Annotated in this window: 21 protein-coding genes and 1 pseudogene; 11 read left to right on the plus strand and 11 right to left on the minus strand. The window is 38.0% G+C overall.

The genetic code is table 11. The features are described from left to right. A pseudogene (locus tag KVT27_RS20940) lies at positions 1 to 1,080 on the plus strand (collagen-like protein); the annotation flags it as partial. Between the two features lie 147 nt (positions 1,081 to 1,227). Here the strand turns inward: KVT27_RS20940 and hemY are convergent. The 3 genes from hemY to hemE all read right to left on the minus strand — a co-directional run bounded on the left by hemY (position 1,228) and on the right by hemE (position 4,781). Beyond that, a complete protein-coding gene (gene hemY, locus KVT27_RS20945) occupies positions 1,228 to 2,649 on the minus strand; it encodes a protoporphyrinogen oxidase (RefSeq protein WP_217581881.1) in 1,422 nt (473 codons plus the stop codon). 14 nt (positions 2,650 to 2,663) lie between these two features. Then, positions 2,664 to 3,584 carry a ferrochelatase gene (gene hemH / locus KVT27_RS20950; RefSeq protein ID WP_036147018.1) on the minus strand — a complete coding sequence of 307 codons (921 nt, stop codon included), beginning with the start codon at positions 3,582 to 3,584 and terminating at the stop codon, positions 2,664 to 2,666. Positions 3,585 to 3,731: 147 nt separating this feature from the next. Continuing rightward, positions 3,732 to 4,781 carry a uroporphyrinogen decarboxylase gene (gene hemE / locus KVT27_RS20955; RefSeq protein ID WP_036120312.1) on the minus strand — a complete coding sequence of 350 codons (1,050 nt, stop codon included), beginning with the start codon at positions 4,779 to 4,781 and terminating at the stop codon, positions 3,732 to 3,734. Positions 4,782 to 5,194: 413 nt separating this feature from the next. Here hemE and KVT27_RS20960 point away from each other — a divergent pair, with 413 nt between their 5' ends. Beyond that, positions 5,195 to 5,710 (plus strand): antibiotic biosynthesis monooxygenase family protein, encoded by a 516-nt coding sequence (locus tag KVT27_RS20960; RefSeq protein ID WP_036120315.1) that lies wholly within the window; start codon positions 5,195 to 5,197, stop codon positions 5,708 to 5,710. A 57-nt stretch (positions 5,711 to 5,767) separates the two neighbouring features. Here KVT27_RS20960 and KVT27_RS20965 read toward each other — a convergent pair whose 3' ends face one another. Continuing rightward, a complete protein-coding gene (locus KVT27_RS20965; protein WP_217581882.1) occupies positions 5,768 to 6,949 on the minus strand; it encodes an ABC transporter permease in 1,182 nt (393 codons plus the stop codon). Further along, positions 6,933 to 7,682, minus strand: coding sequence for an ABC transporter ATP-binding protein (locus tag KVT27_RS20970; protein WP_008173321.1), 750 nt, complete (start codon positions 7,680 to 7,682; stop codon positions 6,933 to 6,935). Before KVT27_RS20970 ends, KVT27_RS20965 begins: the two co-directional genes overlap by 17 nt. A 104-nt stretch (positions 7,683 to 7,786) precedes the next feature. Here KVT27_RS20970 and KVT27_RS20975 point away from each other — a divergent pair, with 104 nt between their 5' ends. The 6 genes from KVT27_RS20975 to KVT27_RS21000 all read left to right on the plus strand — a co-directional run bounded on the left by KVT27_RS20975 (position 7,787) and on the right by KVT27_RS21000 (position 11,112). Further along, the gene (locus KVT27_RS20975; protein ID WP_036120324.1) at positions 7,787 to 8,200 is read left to right on the plus strand and encodes an HIT family protein; all 414 of its coding nucleotides are present in this window, start codon (positions 7,787 to 7,789) and stop codon (positions 8,198 to 8,200) included. A gap of 150 nt (positions 8,201 to 8,350) precedes the next feature. Then, complete coding sequence (locus KVT27_RS20980; RefSeq protein ID WP_217581883.1) at positions 8,351 to 8,887, plus strand: tryptophan transporter; 537 nt, start codon at positions 8,351 to 8,353, stop codon at positions 8,885 to 8,887. A 133-nt stretch (positions 8,888 to 9,020) separates the two neighbouring features. Beyond that, positions 9,021 to 9,416 (plus strand): YtxH domain-containing protein, encoded by a 396-nt coding sequence (locus KVT27_RS20985; RefSeq protein WP_025117254.1) that lies wholly within the window; start codon positions 9,021 to 9,023, stop codon positions 9,414 to 9,416. Between the two features lie 157 nt (positions 9,417 to 9,573). Beyond that, a complete protein-coding gene (locus tag KVT27_RS20990) occupies positions 9,574 to 10,134 on the plus strand; it encodes an HTH-type transcriptional regulator Hpr (protein WP_008173331.1) in 561 nt (186 codons plus the stop codon). A gap of 176 nt (positions 10,135 to 10,310) precedes the next feature. Then, positions 10,311 to 10,856, plus strand: coding sequence for a DUF3267 domain-containing protein (locus KVT27_RS20995; RefSeq protein ID WP_036120334.1), 546 nt, complete (start codon positions 10,311 to 10,313; stop codon positions 10,854 to 10,856). A 70-nt stretch (positions 10,857 to 10,926) separates the two neighbouring features. After that, the gene (locus tag KVT27_RS21000) at positions 10,927 to 11,112 is read left to right on the plus strand and encodes a hypothetical protein (protein WP_008173337.1); all 186 of its coding nucleotides are present in this window, start codon (positions 10,927 to 10,929) and stop codon (positions 11,110 to 11,112) included. Between the two features lie 178 nt (positions 11,113 to 11,290). On the opposite strand, the gene KVT27_RS21005 is transcribed toward KVT27_RS21000, so the two are convergent. Continuing rightward, a complete protein-coding gene (locus KVT27_RS21005) occupies positions 11,291 to 11,395 on the minus strand; it encodes a YjcZ family sporulation protein (protein WP_004230765.1) in 105 nt (34 codons plus the stop codon). Positions 11,396 to 11,538: 143 nt separating this feature from the next. Between KVT27_RS21005 and KVT27_RS21010 the strand changes: the two genes are divergently transcribed. Beyond that, positions 11,539 to 12,519 (plus strand): peptidylprolyl isomerase, encoded by a 981-nt coding sequence (locus KVT27_RS21010; RefSeq protein ID WP_036120336.1) that lies wholly within the window; start codon positions 11,539 to 11,541, stop codon positions 12,517 to 12,519. A gap of 87 nt (positions 12,520 to 12,606) precedes the next feature. Here KVT27_RS21010 and KVT27_RS21015 read toward each other — a convergent pair whose 3' ends face one another. The 4 genes from KVT27_RS21015 to KVT27_RS21030 all read right to left on the minus strand — a co-directional run bounded on the left by KVT27_RS21015 (position 12,607) and on the right by KVT27_RS21030 (position 19,115). Then, positions 12,607 to 13,911 carry a methyl-accepting chemotaxis protein gene (locus KVT27_RS21015; protein ID WP_036147026.1) on the minus strand — a complete coding sequence of 435 codons (1,305 nt, stop codon included), beginning with the start codon at positions 13,909 to 13,911 and terminating at the stop codon, positions 12,607 to 12,609. Between the two features lie 163 nt (positions 13,912 to 14,074). After that, a complete protein-coding gene (yhaM, locus tag KVT27_RS21020) occupies positions 14,075 to 15,010 on the minus strand; it encodes a 3'-5' exoribonuclease YhaM (RefSeq protein WP_217581884.1) in 936 nt (311 codons plus the stop codon). Then, positions 15,007 to 17,895: an ATP-binding protein gene (locus tag KVT27_RS21025; RefSeq protein ID WP_254636225.1), complete on the minus strand. Its 2,889-nt coding sequence runs from the start codon at positions 17,893 to 17,895 to the stop codon at positions 15,007 to 15,009. The genes yhaM and KVT27_RS21025 overlap by 4 nt, the downstream gene beginning before the upstream one ends. A gap of 5 nt (positions 17,896 to 17,900) precedes the next feature. Next, the gene (locus KVT27_RS21030) at positions 17,901 to 19,115 is read right to left on the minus strand and encodes a metallophosphoesterase family protein (RefSeq protein ID WP_036147030.1); all 1,215 of its coding nucleotides are present in this window, start codon (positions 19,113 to 19,115) and stop codon (positions 17,901 to 17,903) included. Positions 19,116 to 19,381: 266 nt separating this feature from the next. On the opposite strand from KVT27_RS21030, the gene KVT27_RS21035 reads away from it, so the two are divergent. Further along, the gene (locus tag KVT27_RS21035; RefSeq protein WP_036120351.1) at positions 19,382 to 19,567 is read left to right on the plus strand and encodes a YhzD family protein; all 186 of its coding nucleotides are present in this window, start codon (positions 19,382 to 19,384) and stop codon (positions 19,565 to 19,567) included. 46 nt (positions 19,568 to 19,613) lie between these two features. On the opposite strand, the gene KVT27_RS21040 is transcribed toward KVT27_RS21035, so the two are convergent. Beyond that, on the minus strand, positions 19,614 to 20,396 hold the full coding sequence (locus tag KVT27_RS21040; protein ID WP_036120354.1) for an enoyl-CoA hydratase: 783 nt from the start codon (positions 20,394 to 20,396) through the stop codon (positions 19,614 to 19,616). 139 nt (positions 20,397 to 20,535) lie between these two features. Here KVT27_RS21040 and trhO point away from each other — a divergent pair, with 139 nt between their 5' ends. Continuing rightward, positions 20,536 to 21,507, plus strand: coding sequence for an oxygen-dependent tRNA uridine(34) hydroxylase TrhO (gene trhO / locus KVT27_RS21045; RefSeq protein ID WP_036120357.1), 972 nt, complete (start codon positions 20,536 to 20,538; stop codon positions 21,505 to 21,507). Positions 21,508 to 21,557: the final 50 nt, after the last annotated feature.

Raw genomic sequence — 21,557 nt, forward strand, 5'->3', positions numbered from 1 at the left:
GGGGCTACCGGTTCTACTGGCTCTACTGGCTCTACTGGCGTTACCGGAGCTACGGGTGTTACTGGAACTACTGGTGTGACTGGGGCTACTGGTGATATCGGAGCTACTGGCGTTACCGGAGCTACTGGGGCTACTGGAACTACTGGTGTGACTGGGGCTACTGGAACTACTGGTGTAACTGGGGCTACTGGAACTACTGGTGTGACTGGGGCTACTGGTGTGACTGGGGCTACTGGTGATATCGGAGCTACTGGCTCTACTGGCGTTACCGGAGCTACTGGTGTTACTGGAACTACTGGTGTAACTGGGGCTACCGGTTCTACTGGCTCTACTGGCTCTACTGGCGTTACCGGAGCTACGGGTGTTACTGGAACTACTGGTGCTACAGGTTCTACTGGCGCTACGGGTATAACTGGCGCTACAGGTATTACAGGAGCTACTGGCGCGACTGGAACTACTGGTGTGACTGGGGCTACCGGTTCTACTGGAACTACTGGTGTAACTGGGGCTACTGGAACTACTGGTGTGACTGGGGCTACTGGAACTACTGGTGTAACTGGTGCTACTGGAACTACTGGTGTAACTGGTGCTACTGGACCTGCGTTTACTGAAGGATTCTCTGCCTTTAAAAACACGTTGGTTGTTAGTGGATCTACCTCAATCACTAACTGGAGTGTCGCGTCACCGTACTTTACAACACCTGCATTCAATCCAACAACTGGTATATTCACTGTACCAACTACAGGTAGATATTCCTTTGAAGCAACTATTAACTACTCCACTACTGCGGCCATTAGTGTTACTTTAGGAGCAGGAATAAACCCTTCATTTGCAATTAGGCAAAATGCTACTACAAATTTAATTAGTGGCTTGTTCCCTGTACTAAACGTCAATGTGGCACTTGTATTAACTTTACGAGCAGTTCTTGGAAATGGCACAATCACTTTAGCAGGAGAAGTGAATTTAAATGCTGGAGATACGATTGACTTGTTCTATGAAGCCAATGGATTGACTATCTCTCTTACACTAGGTGGAGCAAACTCTGGTGGTATCGTTTGGTCATGTCATCGAATTTCTTAGAACTAGGTTATCTAGAAAATTTGGATGTATAGATGTAGAAATAGCAAACTATGAAATAGTTAGTTTGCTATTTCTTTTTTGTCTTCTTTTGAACTTACGTCAATAAAAAAATAGTACAAACATAATGTTTGTACTATCGTGCTTCTACTAACAAAAAATTTCCGCCAACACTTCATCGGCAACATGTTTACCTTGTTGCACACATTCTGGGATGGATATTCCTTCGAATGAGCTGCCTGCCAATTTTACAGTTGGAAAATGTTCTCGTAATTCCTGCTTTATGCGTTGGACCTTCGCCTCATGTCCAACGGTGTATTGTGGCATCGCATTTTTCCAGCGTGTGACTACAGTCGTTATCGGTTCTCCATTTATACCGATAGTTTTATTTAAATCCTGTAGCACTGTTTTTTCAATCTCAGTATCTGATAATGCTACAATCGCCTCGTCACCCACTCGACCAATATAACTACGTAATAACACATAACCATCAGGTGAGGTACCCGGCCATTTTCGATTCATCCACGTACATGAAGTGATTGAAAAATCACTATTTCGAGAGACATAAAATGATAGCGCGTCTAACTCACCAAGCTGCTCCTTTTTAAATGCCATTGTAACGGTTGCGATAGTTGCAGCTTTCATTGTCCCTAGTTCATTTAATAAATTATACTTACTGAACATCTTATCCGCCATATTAAAGGGTGTAGCAATAATGACCGCATCCGCTTTAATATGTGAGAAATTGTTTAGCATTACATGTACAGACCCATCTTTTCCATGCTCAATTTCTTCGACCTTGACACCTTTCATCACTGTCCCCGGAAGTAGAGATTCCTCAATACTTTCGATTAATGTTTCAAGCCCATTACTAAAGGTTTGAAATATCCCTTTATTTTCATCAATAAAATCATTACTCAAGAAATTTGTTCCAGCCTTTTTCATCCCTACTAATAAGCTACGATATTTTTGCTCTAGATGATAAAGCTGTGGGAAAGTTGAGCTCATACTTAATTGCTCAATATCCCCTGCAAATGTCCCTGCTAGTAAAGGCTCCACTAGATTTTCAACAACCTCTGCGCCAAACCTTCTTCTAAAAAATGCCCCCAATGGTTGATCATCGTCTTGTGCTGAGCGTGGGATAAAAAAATCACCTGCCGCACGAACTTTACCGCTTAGTGAAAACAAGCCTGATGTAATAAATGATGAGATATGTGGCGTTTCACCTGATAAAAGATGGCTTGGGATTGGGTATAACTGGCTTCCGAAAGCAACATAGTTAGGTCCTGCGTTACTCGTCATGATTTTTTGTTCGATACCGAGATCCTTTGCTAAAGCATTTACATAATTTTCACGGTCAAAAAAAGATTCTGGCCCACGCTCAATAATAAAACCATCTTTTCTTAGTGTTTGAATTTTTCCGCCAAGACGTAATGACGACTCGACAAGTACGATATCTAATGGCAATTCTTTTGTGCTTGCTTGTTTTTGCATATAGAACGCAGCTGTAAGGCCCGTAATACCACCGCCTACAACAACTACCTTTCGTCTTTTCTGAGTCACCAACATCATCACTTTCTTTTCGCTTAGCTTAATTTTTTATAAATCGCATCGACCATCGCATCAATAAATAAAGGATGTGTATTTGGCATCGACGGACGATAATATTTTGCGCCTAGTTCATCACAAACAACTTTACATTCAAAATCATTATCATATAACACTTCTAAATGCTCTGTTACAAAACCTACTGGCGTATAAACAAATGAACGGAAGCCTTTTTCCTCATAAAGCTCACGTGTTAAGTCTTGAACATCTGGACCAATCCAAGGCTCTGGTGTCTGTCCTGCTGATTGCCAGCCGACCTCAACGTTTTTCAATCCAGTTGCCTCTTGAATAAGTCGGGCTGTTTCAATTAATTGATCCTCATAAGGGTCACCTAAATCTTTAATTTTTTCAGGAAGTGAATGAGCTGAAACGATTAAGCATGCTGTTTCACGTTCTTCTTCAGACATTGACTTAAATGTATCATTAACTTGTTGTTTCCAATACTCAATAAATTTAGGTTCATCATACCAAGATTCTACGGATGTAATCGTTAAGCGATCTCCTGCTGCTTCCACAGCACGGCCATTATAAGATTTAATAGAGAATGTTGAGAAATGAGGAGCTAAAACAATTGATACCGCTTCTTTGATGCCCTCTGCGACCATTTGCTCTATTGCGTCTTCAATAAATGGATGAATATGCTTTAAACCAATAAACAATTTATATTCTACAGCATCCTGAACTTCATTTAAACGTGCACATAACGCTTCAGCTTGTGCCTGTGTTGCTGCTGCTAAAGGAGATAAGCCTCCGATTGCTTCATAGCGACTACGTAAATCTTCTAAATGCTCTTCCGAAGGTTTGCGACCATGACGAATATGTGTATAGTAAGGTTCAATATCCTCTTCTTTATAAGGTGTTCCATATGCCATTACCAATAAGCCTTTAACTTCTTTCATTACCCTTTTCACCTCTAAAATTGTTTTATGTTTTTATACATTATGTGATAAAAAGAAGCTGTCCAATCTATGATGTTGGACAGCTCCCTTTCTATGATAAAAATTTCGTACATAGAAAAGGACATATTTCACATTTGAATCCGCTTTTTAAGAACGAGCTTGAATTTGTTGTGCACTATATTCATGAATAAGTGTCGTTAAACGCTTTAAGACCTCTGGATCAACCTCTGGGAAAACACCATGACCTAGGTTAAAGATATGACCCGGCATTTCTAAACCTTGATCGATAATATCCTTAGCTCGTTTTTCAATGACTGACCAATCAGCCAATAAAAGTGATGGATCTAGGTTACCTTGGACTGGTTTTGTAATACCATTCGCGCGTGCTTCTTTTATCGGTAAGCGCCAGTCTAAGCCGACAACATCAATCGGTAAATCATTCCATTCCTTCGCTAAATGACTTGCCCCGACACCAAATTGAATCAATGGTACATTTTCTTTTTGTAATTCCGCAAAAATTCGCGTCATAATTGGTTTTATAAATACACGGTAATCTTCCACATTTAAAGCGCCCACCCAAGAATCAAATACTTGGATCGCTTTTGCACCAGCTTTAATTTGGGCAGTGACATCTGCAATAATCATGTCAGCCAGTTTATCCATTAATGCAAACCAAGCTTGTGGTTCTGACACCATAAATGATTTTGTTTTGTTATAGTTTTTAGAAGGACCACCTTCAATCATATAGCTGGCAAGTGTAAATGGTGCTCCAGCAAAACCAATCAACGGGACATTCAATTGCTCTTCTGTCAAGATTTTAATAGTCTCTAATACAAATGGTGTATGCTCTTTAGCGTTGAATTCACCTAAATTATCAACATCTGCAACTGAACGAATTGGATTAGAAATAACAGGACCAATACCTGCTTTAATTTTTACATCTACGCCAATTCCAGGAAGAGGTGTAACAATATCTTTGTATAGTATAGCTGCATCAACATTGTAATTTTCTACAGGTAGACGAGTGACATATGCACATAGCTCAGGTTGATGTGTAATTTCCTCTAATGAATATTTTTCTTTGATGGCACGATATTCTGCCTGAGAACGTCCTGCTTGACGCATATACCATACTGGCGTGTGTGTGGTTTTTTCTCCACGAGCAGCACGCAGAAGTGTATCGTTAAAAGTTGTCATGAATAATTCCTTCCCCTCGATAAATTCATTACTATCCATACGCCCTGGCGTAATTGTGTCCAGATTCCTTGCTCTTTACTCTTCTCTTCAAAATCTGCAATATCGACCAGAGGCTTTATCTTGAATCAGTGGGTTCACCACTCTCTATAGTGGAAAGAGTTTTCTGTATCTTATACTTCGATTTATGTACAAAAAACATTTGCTGAGTCAAGAAAAAAATGTATTATTTATTCCTTTATTATTGATATCCGTTTCCAATAGTAAACGCTTCCTCTGTTATTGTATAGTTTTCCTAGTGAAATGTCATAAAATTGTTCATTCTAGACAGATTCTTTTTGGACAAAGCGTTAGACTTATGCTGAAAAGGGTATAATCACGCTATAATTAGTAAGATTCATGAGGAGGATAAATTGATGAATATTTATTTAACTTCTGGTACTGGTGATTTTTTAGAACAACTGAAAAATAAGTATCCAAATGAGCATATGATCTTAATTCACGGAGAGGGAAATTCCGTGTTAATTCATGAAACAGAAGGGAAATCTGTTTTTGCCACACCTCGCAAATTTGAAGTGTTAGATTCGGTAAATGAGCTAGAAGAACATGGATTCTTTGTTCTTAATAATATTCCCGTAACAGATGAAGGACGCCCTGTTTTCGAGCATCGCTTTTTACAACGTTCACATGCCATTGAGGATGAGCCGGGCTTTGAGTCCTACAGATTACTTCGTCCCATCAAGGATGACACTTATATTGTTATGACTCAGTGGCATGGACCACATTCATTCGAAGCATGGAAAAGCTCTAAAGCCTTTGAAAACGCACATGCAAAAAGAGATGATTCTAGTGGTGTAAATCAGCAGAACATCTTCTCGGCAGCGTCCTACGTTACAACTTATAGTGCTATGCCAAAAGAGGATACAGAATAGATCTACAACAAATAAAAGCTCATCTTCTCAGCACAGGCTGGGAAAATGAGCTTTTCATTATTTAGATACCTTCGCAGTCAATTCACTAATTACTAAAACAATGACAACTACAATATAAAACATCGGCTGTGTAATCGCACATAATCCTACGATGATCGCTTGTGTAATCATAGCTAGACGTACAATTTGCTTCACAGCTAGTTGACGAGCATTATCCGGCAACGGAAACAGCATGTCCATGCGGAATTCCCCACTTGAAAGTAATGCCTGTTTTAATTGGATAGTCGTTGCAAAGCTTAGTGCCGCGGCAACAATCCATGTAACAATTGGAATGTCTACAAATGCTGCAATCACTGCTGAAATGGCCGTAAGACGAAGCCATAAATAAAAATGATCATCTGTACGGACAAAGGTGCGAAATACTAAATACTTTTGAGCGTTATTTTTACCATATGGAACGAATTTATAGAGCCAGTCCATCCAGCCTCGACGTCGGATGCTTCCATGTAAATGGGGTACATCTGTAAAATAATTTGCGAAACGGTAAAAGCTCATCATTCGATTTTGCTCAAGCTTTACAAAATGTTCGTAAGGTACTGGTTCTCCTGCAGATTTTTTTCTAAAGACAATAATATAAATAACACTTATGACTGTAGCAACAATTGATAGGAGCAACTGAGCTTGCAGCCCCATAAAAACAGCGGCAGCAAATATTATTGCTCGGATCAGCCTGTCCACCCAAACCATTTGACCGCGTTCACTATATCGATAGCTGAATTCTCCTCGTACACTTATATATTTCAGCACAATCACAAGTAGGAATATCGACCAAATGTCAGCCGTTGTTAAATCCGTCACTGCTTTTAATAGCGGAATACTAACAATGTAGACGATTGCTACAATCCAAACCTGAGACCAAAATGTCCAAGCTAATGCCTTGCTAAAATACAGCGACATTTTTGATTCAAGGGGCAATAGGTACACTTGGTCTGGCTCTCTCAATAGCGTAGTAGGCCGACTAAAGGCCAATAAGACGCCTATAAAAACAGCAATAAGTGTTTCAGCTGGGAAATCTGACTGTACAACTTTCAACCATTCACTATATTGGTAGCCTCCTGCTCCAATTAGAAATACAAGTACAATGGCAATATGTCCTGTAAAAATAAATTGCATATATTTTTGTACTTCTCCGATATAATGCATAAAGCGAGAGGACCATACATCACGCAAGTTCTTCATGGTCCCGCTCCTTTGTCATTGCAATATATAGATCGTCCAATGTTGCATTGGGCATCGCAAATGTTTGTCGCAAATCTGCCATCGTTCCTTGCGCTCGAACTCTTCCTTCGTGCAATAATATAATTCGATCACAATGCTTTTCGGCAGTCGATAGAATATGCGTAGACATTAATATGGAAGCACCTTCTTTTTTCTTCTCATCCATTTGATCTAATAATGATTGAATTCCGAGTGGATCTAACCCCACAAAAGGCTCATCTATAATATACAGACTAGGATTCACTAGAAAGGCACACATAATCATAACCTTTTGACGCATTCCCTTTGAAAAATGTGATGGGAACCAGTTTAATCTTTTCTCCATCCGGAATTCCTTTAAAAGTACTTCAGAACGAGCATCTAGAGTTGCCTTATCAATACCGTAAGCCATCGCTGTTAATTCTAAATGTTCCCTCAATGTTAGCTCATCGTAAAGCACAGGGGTTTCAGGGATATAAGAAAAGGCTGTACGATACTTGTCCGTATCTTCCTTTAACGTTACCCCATTAAGGTAAATATCCCCTTCTTTTGGCAACATTGTTCCTATTATATGTTTAATCGTTGTACTTTTACCGGCCCCATTCAAGCCAATTAAGCCAACAAGCTCTCCTTTTTCAATAGTAAAAGATAAATCTTTAATAACAGGTTTTCTTGTATATCCACCTGTCACATGCTGTACCTCTAATACTGACATAACCTCACTCCTCTTCTTGTTTTATATTTTATCAAAAATTAGCAAATGATACAGGTTTGAGTATGATAGAATGAATTTACATATACGATAAGGGGGAAATTCTCATGAGCGATTGCTTATTTTGCAAAATTATCGATGGATCCATTCCAAGTACAAAAGTTTATGAAGACGATCATGTCTATGCATTTACAGACATTTCACCAGTTGCAAAAGGTCATACTTTACTAATTCCAAAGCATCACTGCCAGGATCTATACGAAATGCCAGAGGATGTTGCACGCAACTTATATGCTGCGGCACCGAAAATTGCGAATGCCATTAAGGCAGCGTTTGAGCCAATCGGTTTGAATACGATTAATAATAATGGGGCAGCGGCTGGACAAACTGTGTTCCACTATCATCTACATTTTATTCCGCGTTATGACGAAAAAGAAGGCTTAGGTTTAGTTTGGCAAACACAAAAATATTCACCAGAACAATTGGCTGAAGTGGCAGAAAGTATTAAAGCCAACCTATAACGACTTTTGTCATATATTAACATTTTAATAACCCACATACTGTATTGCAAATATAAAAATTTTAGCGTACAATCACAAATAAGTTTCGCTAACGGTCAAGAGGACACGTTGGGAAACTAATAGATTAGCTTAGTCGAGGAGAGATAAAAAATGAATACAAAGAATTTAGTATTAATGGCACTTTTAGTTGGGATCGGTGCGGCACTATATGTCGTTACACCAGGAATGATTAACGGCATGAAACCCGATTTCATGTTAACAATGATGTTTATTGGCATTTTATTGTTTCCTACAGTGAAAGAAACGTTTTTACTTTCGATAGCAACAGGTGTACTTTCAGGTTTGTTCACAACATTTCCTGCCGGTCTAGTTCCAAACATTATCGATAAAGCTGTAACAGGCTTTGTGTTTTTAGCTGCTGTAATTGTTCTAAAAAAGATAGCAAATAGTTTCGCTGTCTCTGCAGTTTTAGTTGGTTTAGGTACTATACTATCAGGTACGGTCTTTTTAGCAGTGGCACTTTTTGTTTTCAATGCAAATGTAGGTGCAACGTTTGCGATGCTCTTTATTGGGGTTGTCCTTCCAGCGGTAGCATTTAATGTCGTTGCTTTTGCTATTATTTACCCTATTGTTGCAAAATTAGTAAAGCGCTCTAAATTTGTGACTGCCATTTCTCAGATTTCATAAATACTAACTTTAAAATAATCGAAAGAAACTGAACGGTGATGCTCTATCACTTGCTCAGTTTCTTTTTCTTTTTGTATTCATGCAATTCATGGTTTAATAGTAGTTAATCATGACAAGAAATGAGGTAGATAATATGAAAGCAAAACCATTCTTAATTGGACTAGCAACAGGTATTATTGGTGGAACAGTTGCTGTGCTGTTCTCAACCCCACAATCAGGCCAGCAGTTACGCACAACATTAAAACAAAATGCAGACCAAACAAAAGGTATGCTCCTTGATGTTAAACAACAAGTAGGGACTGTGAAACATTCTGTCAATACATTAACAAACGAAGTTAAAAATAATATCCCACAAATAATAAATGATTTAAAACAAACAATTACGACTTTTACAGAAGAAATAGAGCCAAATAAAAATAATTTGCAACAAGAATTAGATGCTTTACAGAATTCGATAAGCGAAATCGAGAAAAACATTGCACAATTCACAGAAAACAAGAAAAAACCGCAGGAAAAAATTAGCGACTAAAGTCCTCTTTAGATGCTAATTAATCTATTTTTTCATCAAAAACTATTGCTATAATATTATTTTTTAACCACTTTTCAATTTTTTAATTTTTCTAACTTTAAACTTTTTTTCTTTACTGCTATAATATTTTTAAAAATGTGAAAGAAAGCAGTAGGTGATGGTTTTGTCAGAGGAATTATACACACAAAAAGAAGCAATGCTTTATAGTCAAAGAATCGCGCAATTATCGAAAGCACTATGGAAAGCGGTTGAAAAAGATTGGCAACAATGGATTAAACCATATGATTTAAATATTAATGAACACCATATTTTGTGGATTTCCTATCATTTAAAGGGAGCCTCTATTTCTGATGTAGCAAAGTTCGGAGTCATGCATGTATCAACAGCATTTAACTTCTCCAAAAAATTAGAAGAGCGAGGCTTCCTTAAATTTTCGAAGCGAGATGATGATAAGCGTAATACGTATGTTGAGCTAACTGAAGCTGGTACAGAGCTTATTGTAGAGATGAATAAAAACTACCATAATACTTATCATTCTGTATTAGAAGGATCATTGGCCTTAAAAGACTTATACGGCCGTTTTCCAGACTTTTTAGACGTAATGGCTGTCATACGAAATATTTATGGTGAGGATTTCATCGATATTTTTGAACGCTCCTTCCAGCATTTCCGTGATTCCTTTGACACGCTTGAAGAACGTCCAACTGTAAAGGGATAAAATAAGGCTATCGTACAGATATTTTCCTCTGGATTCTAGCTGTTCATTTAGAAATAAATCATGTGAAAGGAGGTATTTCAGAAATATTTCTGAAGTACCTCCTTTCTCTTGCATTCTAAGACAATTCAATTTACATTAAATAGGACACTTCCTATTTTCGGAGTTGATAATAAACCATGCATTGTTGGAAAATTTTAAATCTTGAACATCATTACGGCACTACGCGTATTATTATAATGGGTGTTATTACTTTCTTATCCGTTTTTTCAGTATCGTATGTGACGTTTAATTTATTCAATGAAGAGCATTATACAGATCGTTTATTCTGGCTCTTTGTAATAGCTGTATTAACACTTTATCCGGTTCACAAGTTTTTACACTTTCTCGCTCTTTACGATTTACGCCAGCATCTTAAATTGCGAGTCCGTACGCAATTTTATCTAATACCAGTATTACACATGCGTATTCGTGAGCCTTTATCCAAAAACCGTTATATACTAGCACTTCTTACGCCTTTTATCGTTCTTAATACTAGTATTATAATAGGTACTTGGCTACTACCAGCATACACACATTACGGTACTTTGCTGTTAGCGTATCATTGTAGTCTATGTTTGATTGATATACTTTACGTGAAATATTTATTGAATTCGCCAAAAAACTCACAAATTGAAGAAACACCAAAGGGCTATGAAATTTTAGTTCCACCAACTGTTCACTAAATTGCTTGTACTTGTTTTTTAATGGCGTTCTTTGTTATGCTATTACTATTGAAAGAGGGGAGGAATAGACTTGCTATTAATGATTGTAGTTCTATTCTCGGTATTCTATTTATTTCAAATTAACCGTATGACATATGCTCTATGTATGCGACGTGAAATTCCCGAAGAAAACCAGCCAAAAATATTCCGAACTATAAATATACTTATTACCATTTTACTTGTCTCATTTTATATTGAAATTTTATATGCAGTATAACAATTGAAAAGTAAATTACATTCACATCCGCATACGACAAGATAAGTTGAGTCCCCATAAAACAACTTGCTCAAACCATTACTAATGGCTTGGATCTCTAGCATGCGGCGTGAATGTCTAACACTGTTAAGAAAAGCTAAGAGTTAATGGAGCTCTTAGCTTTTCACTGTTTTATTAATTAGTATAGGAACGCTGCACCAACGATAATTAATAAAATAAATAACACAACTAATAAAGCAAAGCCTGAGCCGTAGCCACCGCCACCGTATCCTCCGTTGCCCATAACTTCACCCCCTTTCTTTTCTATATCCTATGCGCTTCAAAAATTGAAATATAGGCAATACTCAAGGGGGAACCATTTTGTTTTTAAAACGTTTATGTTATAGTAAAAAATGGACGAAACCATGTTAGGAGAGAATATCCACTATGAAAAAGACAGTTTTATCTTTAACTTTAGCTGCTTCTGTTTTAGCGCTTGGTGCGTGTAGCGGCGGAGATAGCAAAGCAATCGTTACTTCTAAAGTTGGCGATATTTCAGTTGCTGACTTTAATGAAAAAGCCAAATCTTTAACAGGCTCATATGTATTACAACAAATGGTGACTGAAAAAGTATTGTCTGACAAATATGAAGTAACAGATAAAGAACTTAAAGAAGCTTATGATACTACAGCTTCACAATTTGGTGATGGTTTTGCACAAGCACTTGCTGAAAGTGGCTTAACAGAACAAGGCTTTAAAGATTCTTTACGCGTTCAACTTCTTCAAGAAAAAGCTTTAAAAGATCAAGCTATTAAAGAAGAAGATGTAAAAAAATACTACGAGCAAATGAAAACAGAATTAAATGGTCGTCATATTTTAGTAGCAGATGAAAAAACAGCCAAAGAAGCCATTGAGAAAATTAAAGGTGGCGCTAAATTTGCTGATGTAGCAAAAGAGTACTCTACAGATACAGCTTCTGCACAAAATGGTGGAGAGCTTGGTTGGTTCTCTGTTGGTTCAATGGTTGATGAGTTTAACGATGCTGCTTATGCACTTGAATTAAACACTTTAAGTGAGCCAGTAAAGTCTAGCTTCGGTTATCACGTAATCGAAATTACGGACAAGCGTGACGTGAAAGATGTTGGTGCATTTAAAGATGAAGAAGAAAAAATTCGTACATCGATGTTAAGCAAACTGAACCAAACAGGTGAAGCGCAAACTATTCTAAAAGACATCGTTGCGAAAATGGCAAAAGATGCAAAAGTTAAAACTTCTGATAAGGATTTAAAAGATTCCCTAGAATTCTTTACTACAACAAGTGAAGAACAAGCTAAGGCAGCTGAAGAAGCAGCTAAAAAAGCAGAAGAAAATGCTTCTAAGGAAGAATCTAGCGACAAAGCAGAAGATACAGATAAAGAATCTAAATAATGAGGATGATTGACCTTTTCCATTAAAGGAGCAATATCCTCAAATAAAGGGAGCATCTTATCATACAGATGCTCCCTTTCTCTTTTGCTATTTTACTTTAAATTGGCTTATTTCGGCTTGTAAGTCATTCGACATCGTCTGAAGTACATTCGCAGCACTTGCGATTTCCTCGTTAGAAGCCGTTTGCTGCTCAATAGAGAGCGCGATATGCTGTATACCTGAAGAGGTGCTATTTGCAATACCTACAATTTCTTTCGTTGCATAATCGGTCTGGCTCGCCTTCTCATTTACACGCAATACTATATCCGTAACTTCCTTTGTACGATGGCTAATTTGTTGGAGATATTCTACAATATTTTTAAAGGCACCGCCTGTTTGTTCAACAGCCTCTCGCCCTTCCTCTACAAATTGTGTACCACTATTAATAGCATAAACTGCGCTTGATGTTTGGCTTAAGATATCATCTACTAATGTTCTAATATCGTCAGCAGCCTTCCCAGATTCCTCAGCTAGTTTTCTTACTTCATCGGCGACAACCGCAAATCCTTTTCCTGCTTCTCCTGCTCGTGCTGCCTCAATGGAAGCATTCAATGCAAGTAAATTTGTTTGATCCGTAATGCTTGTAATGAGTGCTACAATTGTACTAATTTCCTTCGATTTTTCCCCTAATGCATTGACAACCTCTGTTGATTGGTGAACAGATTCATTAATAGTATTCATTTTTCCAATCGTTTGTTCAATTAACTGTAATCCTAAATCAGCCTTTTGGTTCGTTTCATTCGCTATATCCGCAACTGCCTGTACTGCGGATGAAGCATAATCCATATCCTTGGAAATTAAGTTAGCAGAATCAGATAATAAGTCCATTTGCTCCAATTGACCTTCCGCACTAGCGGCAATTTCTCGAATTGCAACAGAGATGGTTTCAACTGTGTTACTACTTTGCTCTGTAATCGTAGTAAATTCATTTGTATAAGCAGAGACATCCGTAGATGCTTTATTCGCCTTTTCAATAACTGAGCCGATTTGCTCTAACATATGATTAAATTCAGTCGATAATTGACCAATTTCATCTTTCAATTTATCATCTATACGTACTGTTAAATCGCCATCCGCAGCTTGCGTCATTGCTTTTAACACACGCTTTACACGCTTTAAGACGATATATCTTGTACATAAAGAAATAATTACTGTCCCGATAAATAGCGAAATAAATGTATTAATGGCAACACCTGCGCTACCATTTAACTCCACTACCTTTTCGATTTGTTGGCTAACGAATTCTGAAATATGTGAGCTAATAAATAAACTGATACCAATCGCTAGTATCATTTTGAAAATCAAACTTTTCCAAAACTTTATTTTACGTGAAACAAGTCCCTCTTTATCCATTGTTTTTCCCCATTCCTATAAATTCTTCCTCTATTCTAAAATAAATACAGTATTGGTACAATGGATAGGTACTGAAATTCCACAGTATATAATTAGACTTATATAAAAGTTCGCCCACACAGTTATTTAGAAATAAAAATTTCACAAATAATGTGTTGAATGATTAAAATGTTGGCTTATAAAACGATCGGTTATCCAGAGGGAATAGTCGCTCTGTAAATTCACCAGGTGCCGTTTTACCTAAGGCTCTAGTCAGCATATTCATCTTAGCATCGATGTTATCAATATAATGTAAAATTTCTGCTTCTTGAACCATCGGCTTTTTAGGACTACCCCACTCTTCCTTACCGTGGTGAGATAATACCATATGCTGTAAAAGCATCACTTCTTCACCTTCAATTTCTAGCTCACTAGCAATCTTAGCAATTTCATTCACCATTATCGTAATATGTCCTAACAGGTTGCCCTCCACTGTATATGTCGTGGCAACTGGTCCTGACAGCTCCACAACTTTTCCAATATCGTGCAAAATAATACCCGCATATAACAGGTCTCGATTAAGAGTCGGATATAAATCAGCAATGGCTTTACCTAGTTTTAACATGGACACCATATGATCTAATAGGCCAGAAGCATAATCATGATGATTTTTAGTTGCCGCTGGAAAAACTAATATGTCATCCTGATGTTTTTTAATGGCTGCTCTCGTCATACGTGAAATATTTGGATTTTTAATATCAAAGAAAAATTGATTCAACTCTTCAAATAGTTGTTCCTTCGGTGTTGCAGAGGAGGGTACTAAATCATGAATGGCAATTCCTTCTTCTGGCTTTGCCACACGAATGGCTTTGATGCGCAATTGATTTTTCCCTCTGTAGTCGTGAATTTCTCCACCGACACGTACAATGGCTTCAGCATGATACATCTTTTCATGATCCTCATTTGTATCCCAAAGCTTTGCCTCAATATCTCCACTTTTATCTTGTAATATAAGCGACATAAATGGCTTCCCAACAGTAGTAACTCCTTTTGTCGCTTGTTTAATTAATAAAAATTGATCAACTGCTTCTCCAACCTGGAGCGTTGTAATTCCTTTCATGTTGACGCCACTCCCCTTTCATTTGCTAGTGCTCCTACATCAATAATTTGCTCTTTCGGCCAATGTTTGAGCATTTCGTCATGGCAAGTAAAATATAAAATTTGACGTTCATATCCTACTTCTTTCATTAATTGTACCATTTTGTCTGTACGGTTTCGATCAAAATGGACAAACGGATCATCCATAATAATCGGGAATGGCGCAGAGGTCATCAACGTTTGCGCAAGTGCCATACGTAATGCCATGTAGGCTTGCTCCTTTGTTGCCTGTGATAATTCAACCATTTGATAACGAATTCCTGCCACATCTTTCGCAATAAAGTAGCCCTCTTCATGAATCGTAAGTTGATCGTAGCGCCCTCCAGTAAGTAATTGGAATATCGCATTAACCTTCGATAAAACATGTGGTAATTTTTCTTCTCGAAGACGAAATAATGTTTCATGAATAGCAGTCGCCACGGCTTTTTTCGTTGCCCAATGCTCAATCAACTGCTGTAACTCCGATTTTTCCTGTTCAAACTGTTGAAGCATTTGGCCATATTTTTCGTCATTTAATAACTGTTCCTTTTCAATTTGCAAGGCAGCCCGATGTTCAAGACATCGGTCTATATCCACTTGCAAAGAAGTTTGCTCCTGCTCTAAAACACGCATATTCTCTACAACAGAGTCCTCTATTAACTCATCGTATTCAGATAAATTCAACGAGGCTAGTTGAGCCTGAATCGTTTGAAGCTCTGTCGTAATCTTTCTCTGCTGCTCAAATTGCTCATATCTCTCATAATAATCTCGTTCGTTTTGCACCTGTGCTTCGTTCAATAGCTGCGTCATATCAGCGGTATAACGATCTATTCGTATTTGTCCACTTTGTAGTTTAATCTTGATGTCAGCTAGCTGCGCTTGTGCTTGCTGTACTTGCTGTTGCTGTTGCTGCGCTTCCAGGTAGGCTGTGCGCAAATACATATATATTTCATGTTCATTATAAATTTCATTTAGTACTTGTTGAAGCTGTTCATAAAGGCCGTTCTTTTCATCCTGAATTTCTTGCAAAAGGCTAATGGACCCGTCCCTTTTAACCGCCAGTTCTTGCACATTTCGTATGCGCATAAATAATTCTGGCATTAACGTTCTAGCGATCGTACCTTGTAAGCGATAGCGTTTTAAAAATTGCTGCAATGACTGCGTAGTTTCTTCACTCTCTAACTCTGCTTGCTGAATTTTATATTCCAATTGGGCATACTGCTGCTCCTTCTCGCTTTGCTGGTCATTGACATGTAACCAGCGATCTTCCAATCTTTGTTTTTTTAGGCGTATAGTTTGTACAGTCATTTCATCTTGCTCTAATTGTCGTAAGAGGTGACTATTTTCTTTATTGGGAGCCTCTGTGGCTTGTCTAACAACCTTCATCAACAATATTGTTATGATTATCAAAACTACACCAATAATGGCCACCGCCACATTTTTTTGAATAACCCCATAAACAAATGACAATAAACCAATTAATAAAATCATCCAAGAAAAATAATTAGGCTGCCTTTGTTTAGTCCGTTGTGATTTGGCAGCACGCAATTGCTCAAGCCTCCGCTTTTGTTGAGGCCACTGTGCTAAAATATGTTCTTCTTCCTTTGTTAATGACTCCTGCTTTAGCCTTTGCTTTTGTTGCGTTATGGCGTCTAATTCTTGATGGATTTGCTCTAGCGAACGTAAATGAAACTTTAGCTCATCCTCCGCCTCCTCCAGCTTTTTTAATTGCTGTTGAAATTGCTGTTCCTGCTGTAAGGATACTGTTTCTCCAAGGAGAATGTTCTGTGCCTCTTTTTCTTGCACACCTAATAAACGAAACTGCGTATCAATTTCTTGCTCCAGCATAAAGAGATCATCTCGTAAGTTTTTCTCCTTCACGATCAACTGATGCCATGTTGCCTCCTTTTGCATAAGGCGGCCCATTTCAATTACGGTTTGCTCATTCACAGTAGCTAGCACTTTGTCCTGTAGCAATTGATATTGTTCTTTTAATTGCAGCAACTGCTGACTTTCGTGTAAAAGACGGTCCTTTGCTTGTTCATATCGTCTTACTCCTTCTGCTGGAAATTGAACATATTGATCATCCCCTAATGCTTGCTGCAACATCTGTTGTTGCTTGATAAGAGGCAAGGCCTGCTTTTGAACCGTTAAGTATTGCCATTGCTGTTGTTGCTTTTTTTGTGTGTCATAAAGTTTCTCTAGGTTTTGCTCAAGGAGTTGCAATTGTTGTAATTTATCCTCAAATGTTTGGATCTTACCTTGCTCGAGTCTAATCGTTCGCTCCAATTGCTTTAACTGCTCAATTTTTTGATTAATTACTGGAACTTTACCTGTTTTCTTAAATAACTCGTTCGCCTCTTTATCCATTTTTTTCTCAAGAGCAGACAGGTGCTGGATACCTGTTGTACCAGAGGAGAGGAGAAGATGTGTTAATTCCTCCTCTGACATTTTTTCAATGCCTTGAAGCTCATGCAATGAAAAGGAAAAAATAGATTCAAAGGATGCTCTAGAATAGCCATATAAAAGCTTAGCTAACAGCTCCTCCTGTCCCGTTGTACCATCTTCAAGATAAACAGTAACATCACCTGCAGCCTTGCCTTTCACACGCTCAATAATGCATGAACCATAAATAGGGTGTAATAGTGTCAGTTGACCACCAAACTTCGTCGATACTTTTGGTTCATATTTGCGCTGTGTCTGCTGCCTTGTTGGAAAGCCAAAAAGCATCTGTAAAACAAATTGCTGAATCGTTGTTTTTCCTGCCTCATTTAATCCATAAAAAATTGTAACGCCTTCATTTAAGGGAATTGTCAGGTTTTCATGCTTACCAAAGCCATAAATTTGTAGTTTTTTGATTGTTAGCATGTGCATCACGCCCTTTGAATTTCTTCCGCCAATAGTGACTGTGCGTTGTGCGTTAAATTCTTTATATCCTTTTCAGATAAAGGCTCGATCAGCCTAGCGCCACCAGCATACTGGTATAAGTCTTTTAGTATATCCTTCCAGTCAGTACTATCCCATTGCTCCATTAAACTTACGACTGATTGCGTAGCAGCAGAATATTCACCTTGAATCGAAGGTTTTTGTAACACCATTTTTTGTACCCAGCACATTGGCTCAATCCCTTCTTCTGCCTCTCGTATGGTCTCCAGCCATGCGTCCACCGTCGCATGCTCAAACAAGGCCTCTGTTTGCTCATCAATATTTTTTAAATAAAGCTCCACTACCGCCGCTCCCAATGAAGTTCTATTGACAGCAATTGCTTCCTCGCATCTTTTAAGTAATTCATTAGCATGGACGATATTCGTACAATCCACCTCTATCGTGTTATAAACAATGGCGGAGGTAGGAATAAAATCAAGTTCACATGCTGTTTGCGATAAAGTTACATCATAGCAACCTTTAATTCCTTGTTCTTTACGATGACGGCTTTGAATATTGCCTGGATAAACGATTGGAGGATTTTCATGTAAGAGCTGTCGTTTATGAATATGCCCCAACGCCCAATAATGATAATTCCTTTCAAGTAGCTGCTGTTTTGTAAATGGAGCATATAAGGCGTGTGAAGTATCGCTAGCCTCACTGCCATGTAACATGCCAATATGAATTGCATGAGAGTCTTGAGCGATTGGATAAGTATCAATAACCGACTCCTTTAAGTGGCGTTCACTATAGCTGAAGCCGTATATACAAACTTCCTGACCACGGATTTTCAACTGGACAACACTCGTCTCAGCCGGTAATTCATAGACATTGCTTGGTAAAGAAAAACGTGTCCAGGTTCCTTTTAAATGATCATGGTTACCATAGCTAATAATTACAGGAATATTGTGTTGAAAAAGTTTCTCCATTGCCTCTTGAAATTTCCTTTGGGCTTGTAAACTGCGATTTTCACCATCGTAAATATCTCCGACTATTAATAAAAAGTCGGGCTGCTCCTGAATGGCCTTTTGAATAATTTTTTCAAAAGCATCAAACGTACTTGTTCGAATCTCCTTCAAAATGTGTTCAGGTAAGCCAAATAAACCCTTAAATGGACTATCTAAATGTAAATCTGCCATATGGAAAAAACGAATTGCTGACATCCAATCACCCCAACTATAGATAATTCCCACCTCAGTTAGTTACTACAAACTACCAACCAAAGCAGTCATATGATTACAAAACCGAATATTTGTTCTATTTTATCATACTTCCCTATTTATGAAAAATGGTAATGCTTAAAAAAAAGTGTCGACTTACTTTTTCCACAATTTTCGTAATTTATCAAATAGTTTACTAGTTTTACCGTGAAGTTTATAAATCTTCTATGTATAATAGATATATATTTAAATAAAAGGGTGGGGTTTGTATGGAGAATTACCGTTTCACAGCTTTCGAAAAAACAGGGGAAACATTGTTTGATGAAACATGGACATTTGAAAATGATGATGCTGCTAAATTAAATGGCCAACAACAAATTGAAGAAAAAGGTGTTGCCAACAAAACTCATCGTCTTGTAAACGCTTCAGGTAAATTAATTTTATTCCATGTTTAATAATTGAGAAAAGGCATGTAGGATATCTACATGCCTTTTCTTATTTTTATTTCCCTACAAAGACAGGTGTTCTTTTCTCTACAAAGGCATGAATTCCTTCTAAATGATCTGTCGATTTACGCATAGTTGATTGACCTTCCGCTTCCATTGCAAGGATATTTTCGAGCTGTGCTAAATTTTGAGCGTGTAAAATTTTTTTTGTTGTAATCATAGAAGAAATAGGTGAGGCAAGCATTTTACCAACAAGCTGATCTGCCATTGCAAAGACAGTACCATCTGGGGCTATATAGTCGATTAATCCTGCATCTAATGCTTCTTGTGCTGTAAGGACCTTACCTTCCCAAATCATTTGTTTCGCTTTCACCGTACCGACACGTTCCTTCATAAAGAAGTGACCACCTCCATCTGGAATGAGTCCTATGCCTATGAAATTCATAGCTAGCTTACTCTTTTCACATGCCACAACAATATCTGCCCCTAGTGTTAAACTAAAGCCAAGTCCTGCCGATGCACCATGAACTGCCGCAATGACGATCATTGGTAGCTGATAATAGGCCTTAACGATGCGTGTCAGATATACCATCGCTTCATCAATATTTAAAGGCTTATTTGAATCAAGCATCGCCTTAATATCGCCTCCAGCAGAAAAAACCTTCCCTTCTCCACGAATAACAAGTACTTGTATATCTTTTTCCTGTTGCAAAGCCTCAAAGCATTCAGCGAGTTCTCGCATCATAACGTCATCCATCGCATTCATCGCCTGAGGACGGTTCAAAGTTAACGTTGCACGACGATCTAACATTTCTAAAGTAATCGTTGAAAATTCCATCTCCATTACCCCCAAATATGAATAGTCATTCACTATGTACTATTCGTGTTATTTTATAAAACTCCTTCTCCGCTAAACAAATTCACTTTGGTTATGCTATATTAAAGGACGAATATTGTTATAAAGGTGGTTACACATTTTGACGCATAAAGACTATCGTATATTACTTTATTATAAATATGTTACGATTGAAGACCCTATAGCATTTGCTGAAGAGCATTTAGCTTTATGTCAAGACCTCGGACTTCTTGGCCGCATTTTAGTTGGTAATGAAGGAATTAACGGAACTGTTTCAGGGACTATTGAACAAACAGACGCTTACATGAATCATATGAAGGAAGATCCTCGATTTAGCGATATTATGTGGAAAATTGACGAAGCTGATGGGCATGCTTTCAAAAAAATGCACGTTCGCCCTCGCCGCGAGATCGTTCACTTAGGTTTAGAAAATGATATTAATCCTTTAGAACTAACAGGGGAATATTTATCTCCTAAGGAATTTATGGAACAAATGCAAGAAGAAAATACGATCATTATCGATGCACGGAATGACTATGAATTCGACCTTGGTCATTTTAGAGGCGCTATTCGACCGGATATTGAAAATTTCCGTGACTTACCAGCATGGATGGAAACACATAAAGAAGAATTTGTAGATAAAAAGATTTTGACTTACTGCACAGGTGGAATTCGTTGTGAAAAATTTTCTGGTTGGTTAAAACGTGAGGGCTACGGAAAAAGTGTTGGTCAATTACATGGTGGAATTGCCACATACGCAAAAGATTCCGAGGTAAAAGGTCAACTCTGGGATGGGCAAATGTTTGTTTTTGATCGTCGTCGCAGTGTGCCAATCAATCAAGTGGAGCATGTCGTTATCGGAAAAGATTATTTCACAGGTGAGCCTTCCGAACGTTATACGAACTGTGCAAACCCCGAATGCCATAAATTAATGCTATGTGAAGAAAAGCATGAAGACTTTTATATGCGTAGCTGTTCTGATGAATGTCGTCGTGCCAAACGTAACTTCTTCGTTGAGGAGCATGGCTGGACAGTAAATCAAATCGAAGACCAAATCGCTAAAATCTTAGATGTCCAAAACGCAAATTCATAATAGACATCACTCTATTACTTGGCGGCAAAAAGAGCATCGTTTATGACGAT

Source organism: Lysinibacillus sp. GbtcB16 (genome assembly GCF_019091145.1).
Taxonomy (GTDB): Bacteria; Bacillota; Bacilli; order Bacillales_A; family Planococcaceae; genus Lysinibacillus; species Lysinibacillus fusiformis.

Excerpts from the sequence above, each read along its gene's own strand:
- hemY (WP_217581881.1), bottom strand. The coding sequence starts at position 2,649 with ATGATGTTGGTGACTCAGAAAAGACGAAAGGTAGTTGTTGTAGGCGGT.
- hemH (WP_036147018.1), bottom strand. The coding sequence starts at position 3,584 with ATGAAAGAAGTTAAAGGCTTATTGGTAATGGCATATGGAACACCTTAT.
- hemE (WP_036120312.1), bottom strand. The coding sequence starts at position 4,781 with ATGACAACTTTTAACGATACACTTCTGCGTGCTGCTCGTGGAGAAAAA.
- KVT27_RS20960 (WP_036120315.1), top strand. The coding sequence starts at position 5,195 with ATGAATATTTATTTAACTTCTGGTACTGGTGATTTTTTAGAACAACTG.
- KVT27_RS20965 (WP_217581882.1), bottom strand. The coding sequence starts at position 6,949 with ATGAAGAACTTGCGTGATGTATGGTCCTCTCGCTTTATGCATTATATC.
- KVT27_RS20970 (WP_008173321.1), bottom strand. The coding sequence starts at position 7,682 with ATGTCAGTATTAGAGGTACAGCATGTGACAGGTGGATATACAAGAAAA.
- KVT27_RS20975 (WP_036120324.1), top strand. The coding sequence starts at position 7,787 with ATGAGCGATTGCTTATTTTGCAAAATTATCGATGGATCCATTCCAAGT.
- KVT27_RS20980 (WP_217581883.1), top strand. The coding sequence starts at position 8,351 with ATGAATACAAAGAATTTAGTATTAATGGCACTTTTAGTTGGGATCGGT.
- KVT27_RS20985 (WP_025117254.1), top strand. The coding sequence starts at position 9,021 with ATGAAAGCAAAACCATTCTTAATTGGACTAGCAACAGGTATTATTGGT.
- KVT27_RS20990 (WP_008173331.1), top strand. The coding sequence starts at position 9,574 with ATGGTTTTGTCAGAGGAATTATACACACAAAAAGAAGCAATGCTTTAT.
- KVT27_RS20995 (WP_036120334.1), top strand. The coding sequence starts at position 10,311 with ATGCATTGTTGGAAAATTTTAAATCTTGAACATCATTACGGCACTACG.
- KVT27_RS21005 (WP_004230765.1), bottom strand. The coding sequence starts at position 11,395 with ATGGGCAACGGAGGATACGGTGGCGGTGGCTACGGCTCAGGCTTTGCT.
- KVT27_RS21010 (WP_036120336.1), top strand. The coding sequence starts at position 11,539 with ATGAAAAAGACAGTTTTATCTTTAACTTTAGCTGCTTCTGTTTTAGCG.
- KVT27_RS21015 (WP_036147026.1), bottom strand. The coding sequence starts at position 13,911 with ATGGATAAAGAGGGACTTGTTTCACGTAAAATAAAGTTTTGGAAAAGT.
- yhaM (WP_217581884.1), bottom strand. The coding sequence starts at position 15,010 with ATGAAAGGAATTACAACGCTCCAGGTTGGAGAAGCAGTTGATCAATTT.
- KVT27_RS21025 (WP_254636225.1), bottom strand. The coding sequence starts at position 17,895 with ATGCTAACAATCAAAAAACTACAAATTTATGGCTTTGGTAAGCATGAA.
- KVT27_RS21030 (WP_036147030.1), bottom strand. The coding sequence starts at position 19,115 with ATGTCAGCAATTCGTTTTTTCCATATGGCAGATTTACATTTAGATAGT.
- KVT27_RS21035 (WP_036120351.1), top strand. The coding sequence starts at position 19,382 with ATGGAGAATTACCGTTTCACAGCTTTCGAAAAAACAGGGGAAACATTG.
- KVT27_RS21040 (WP_036120354.1), bottom strand. The coding sequence starts at position 20,396 with ATGGAATTTTCAACGATTACTTTAGAAATGTTAGATCGTCGTGCAACG.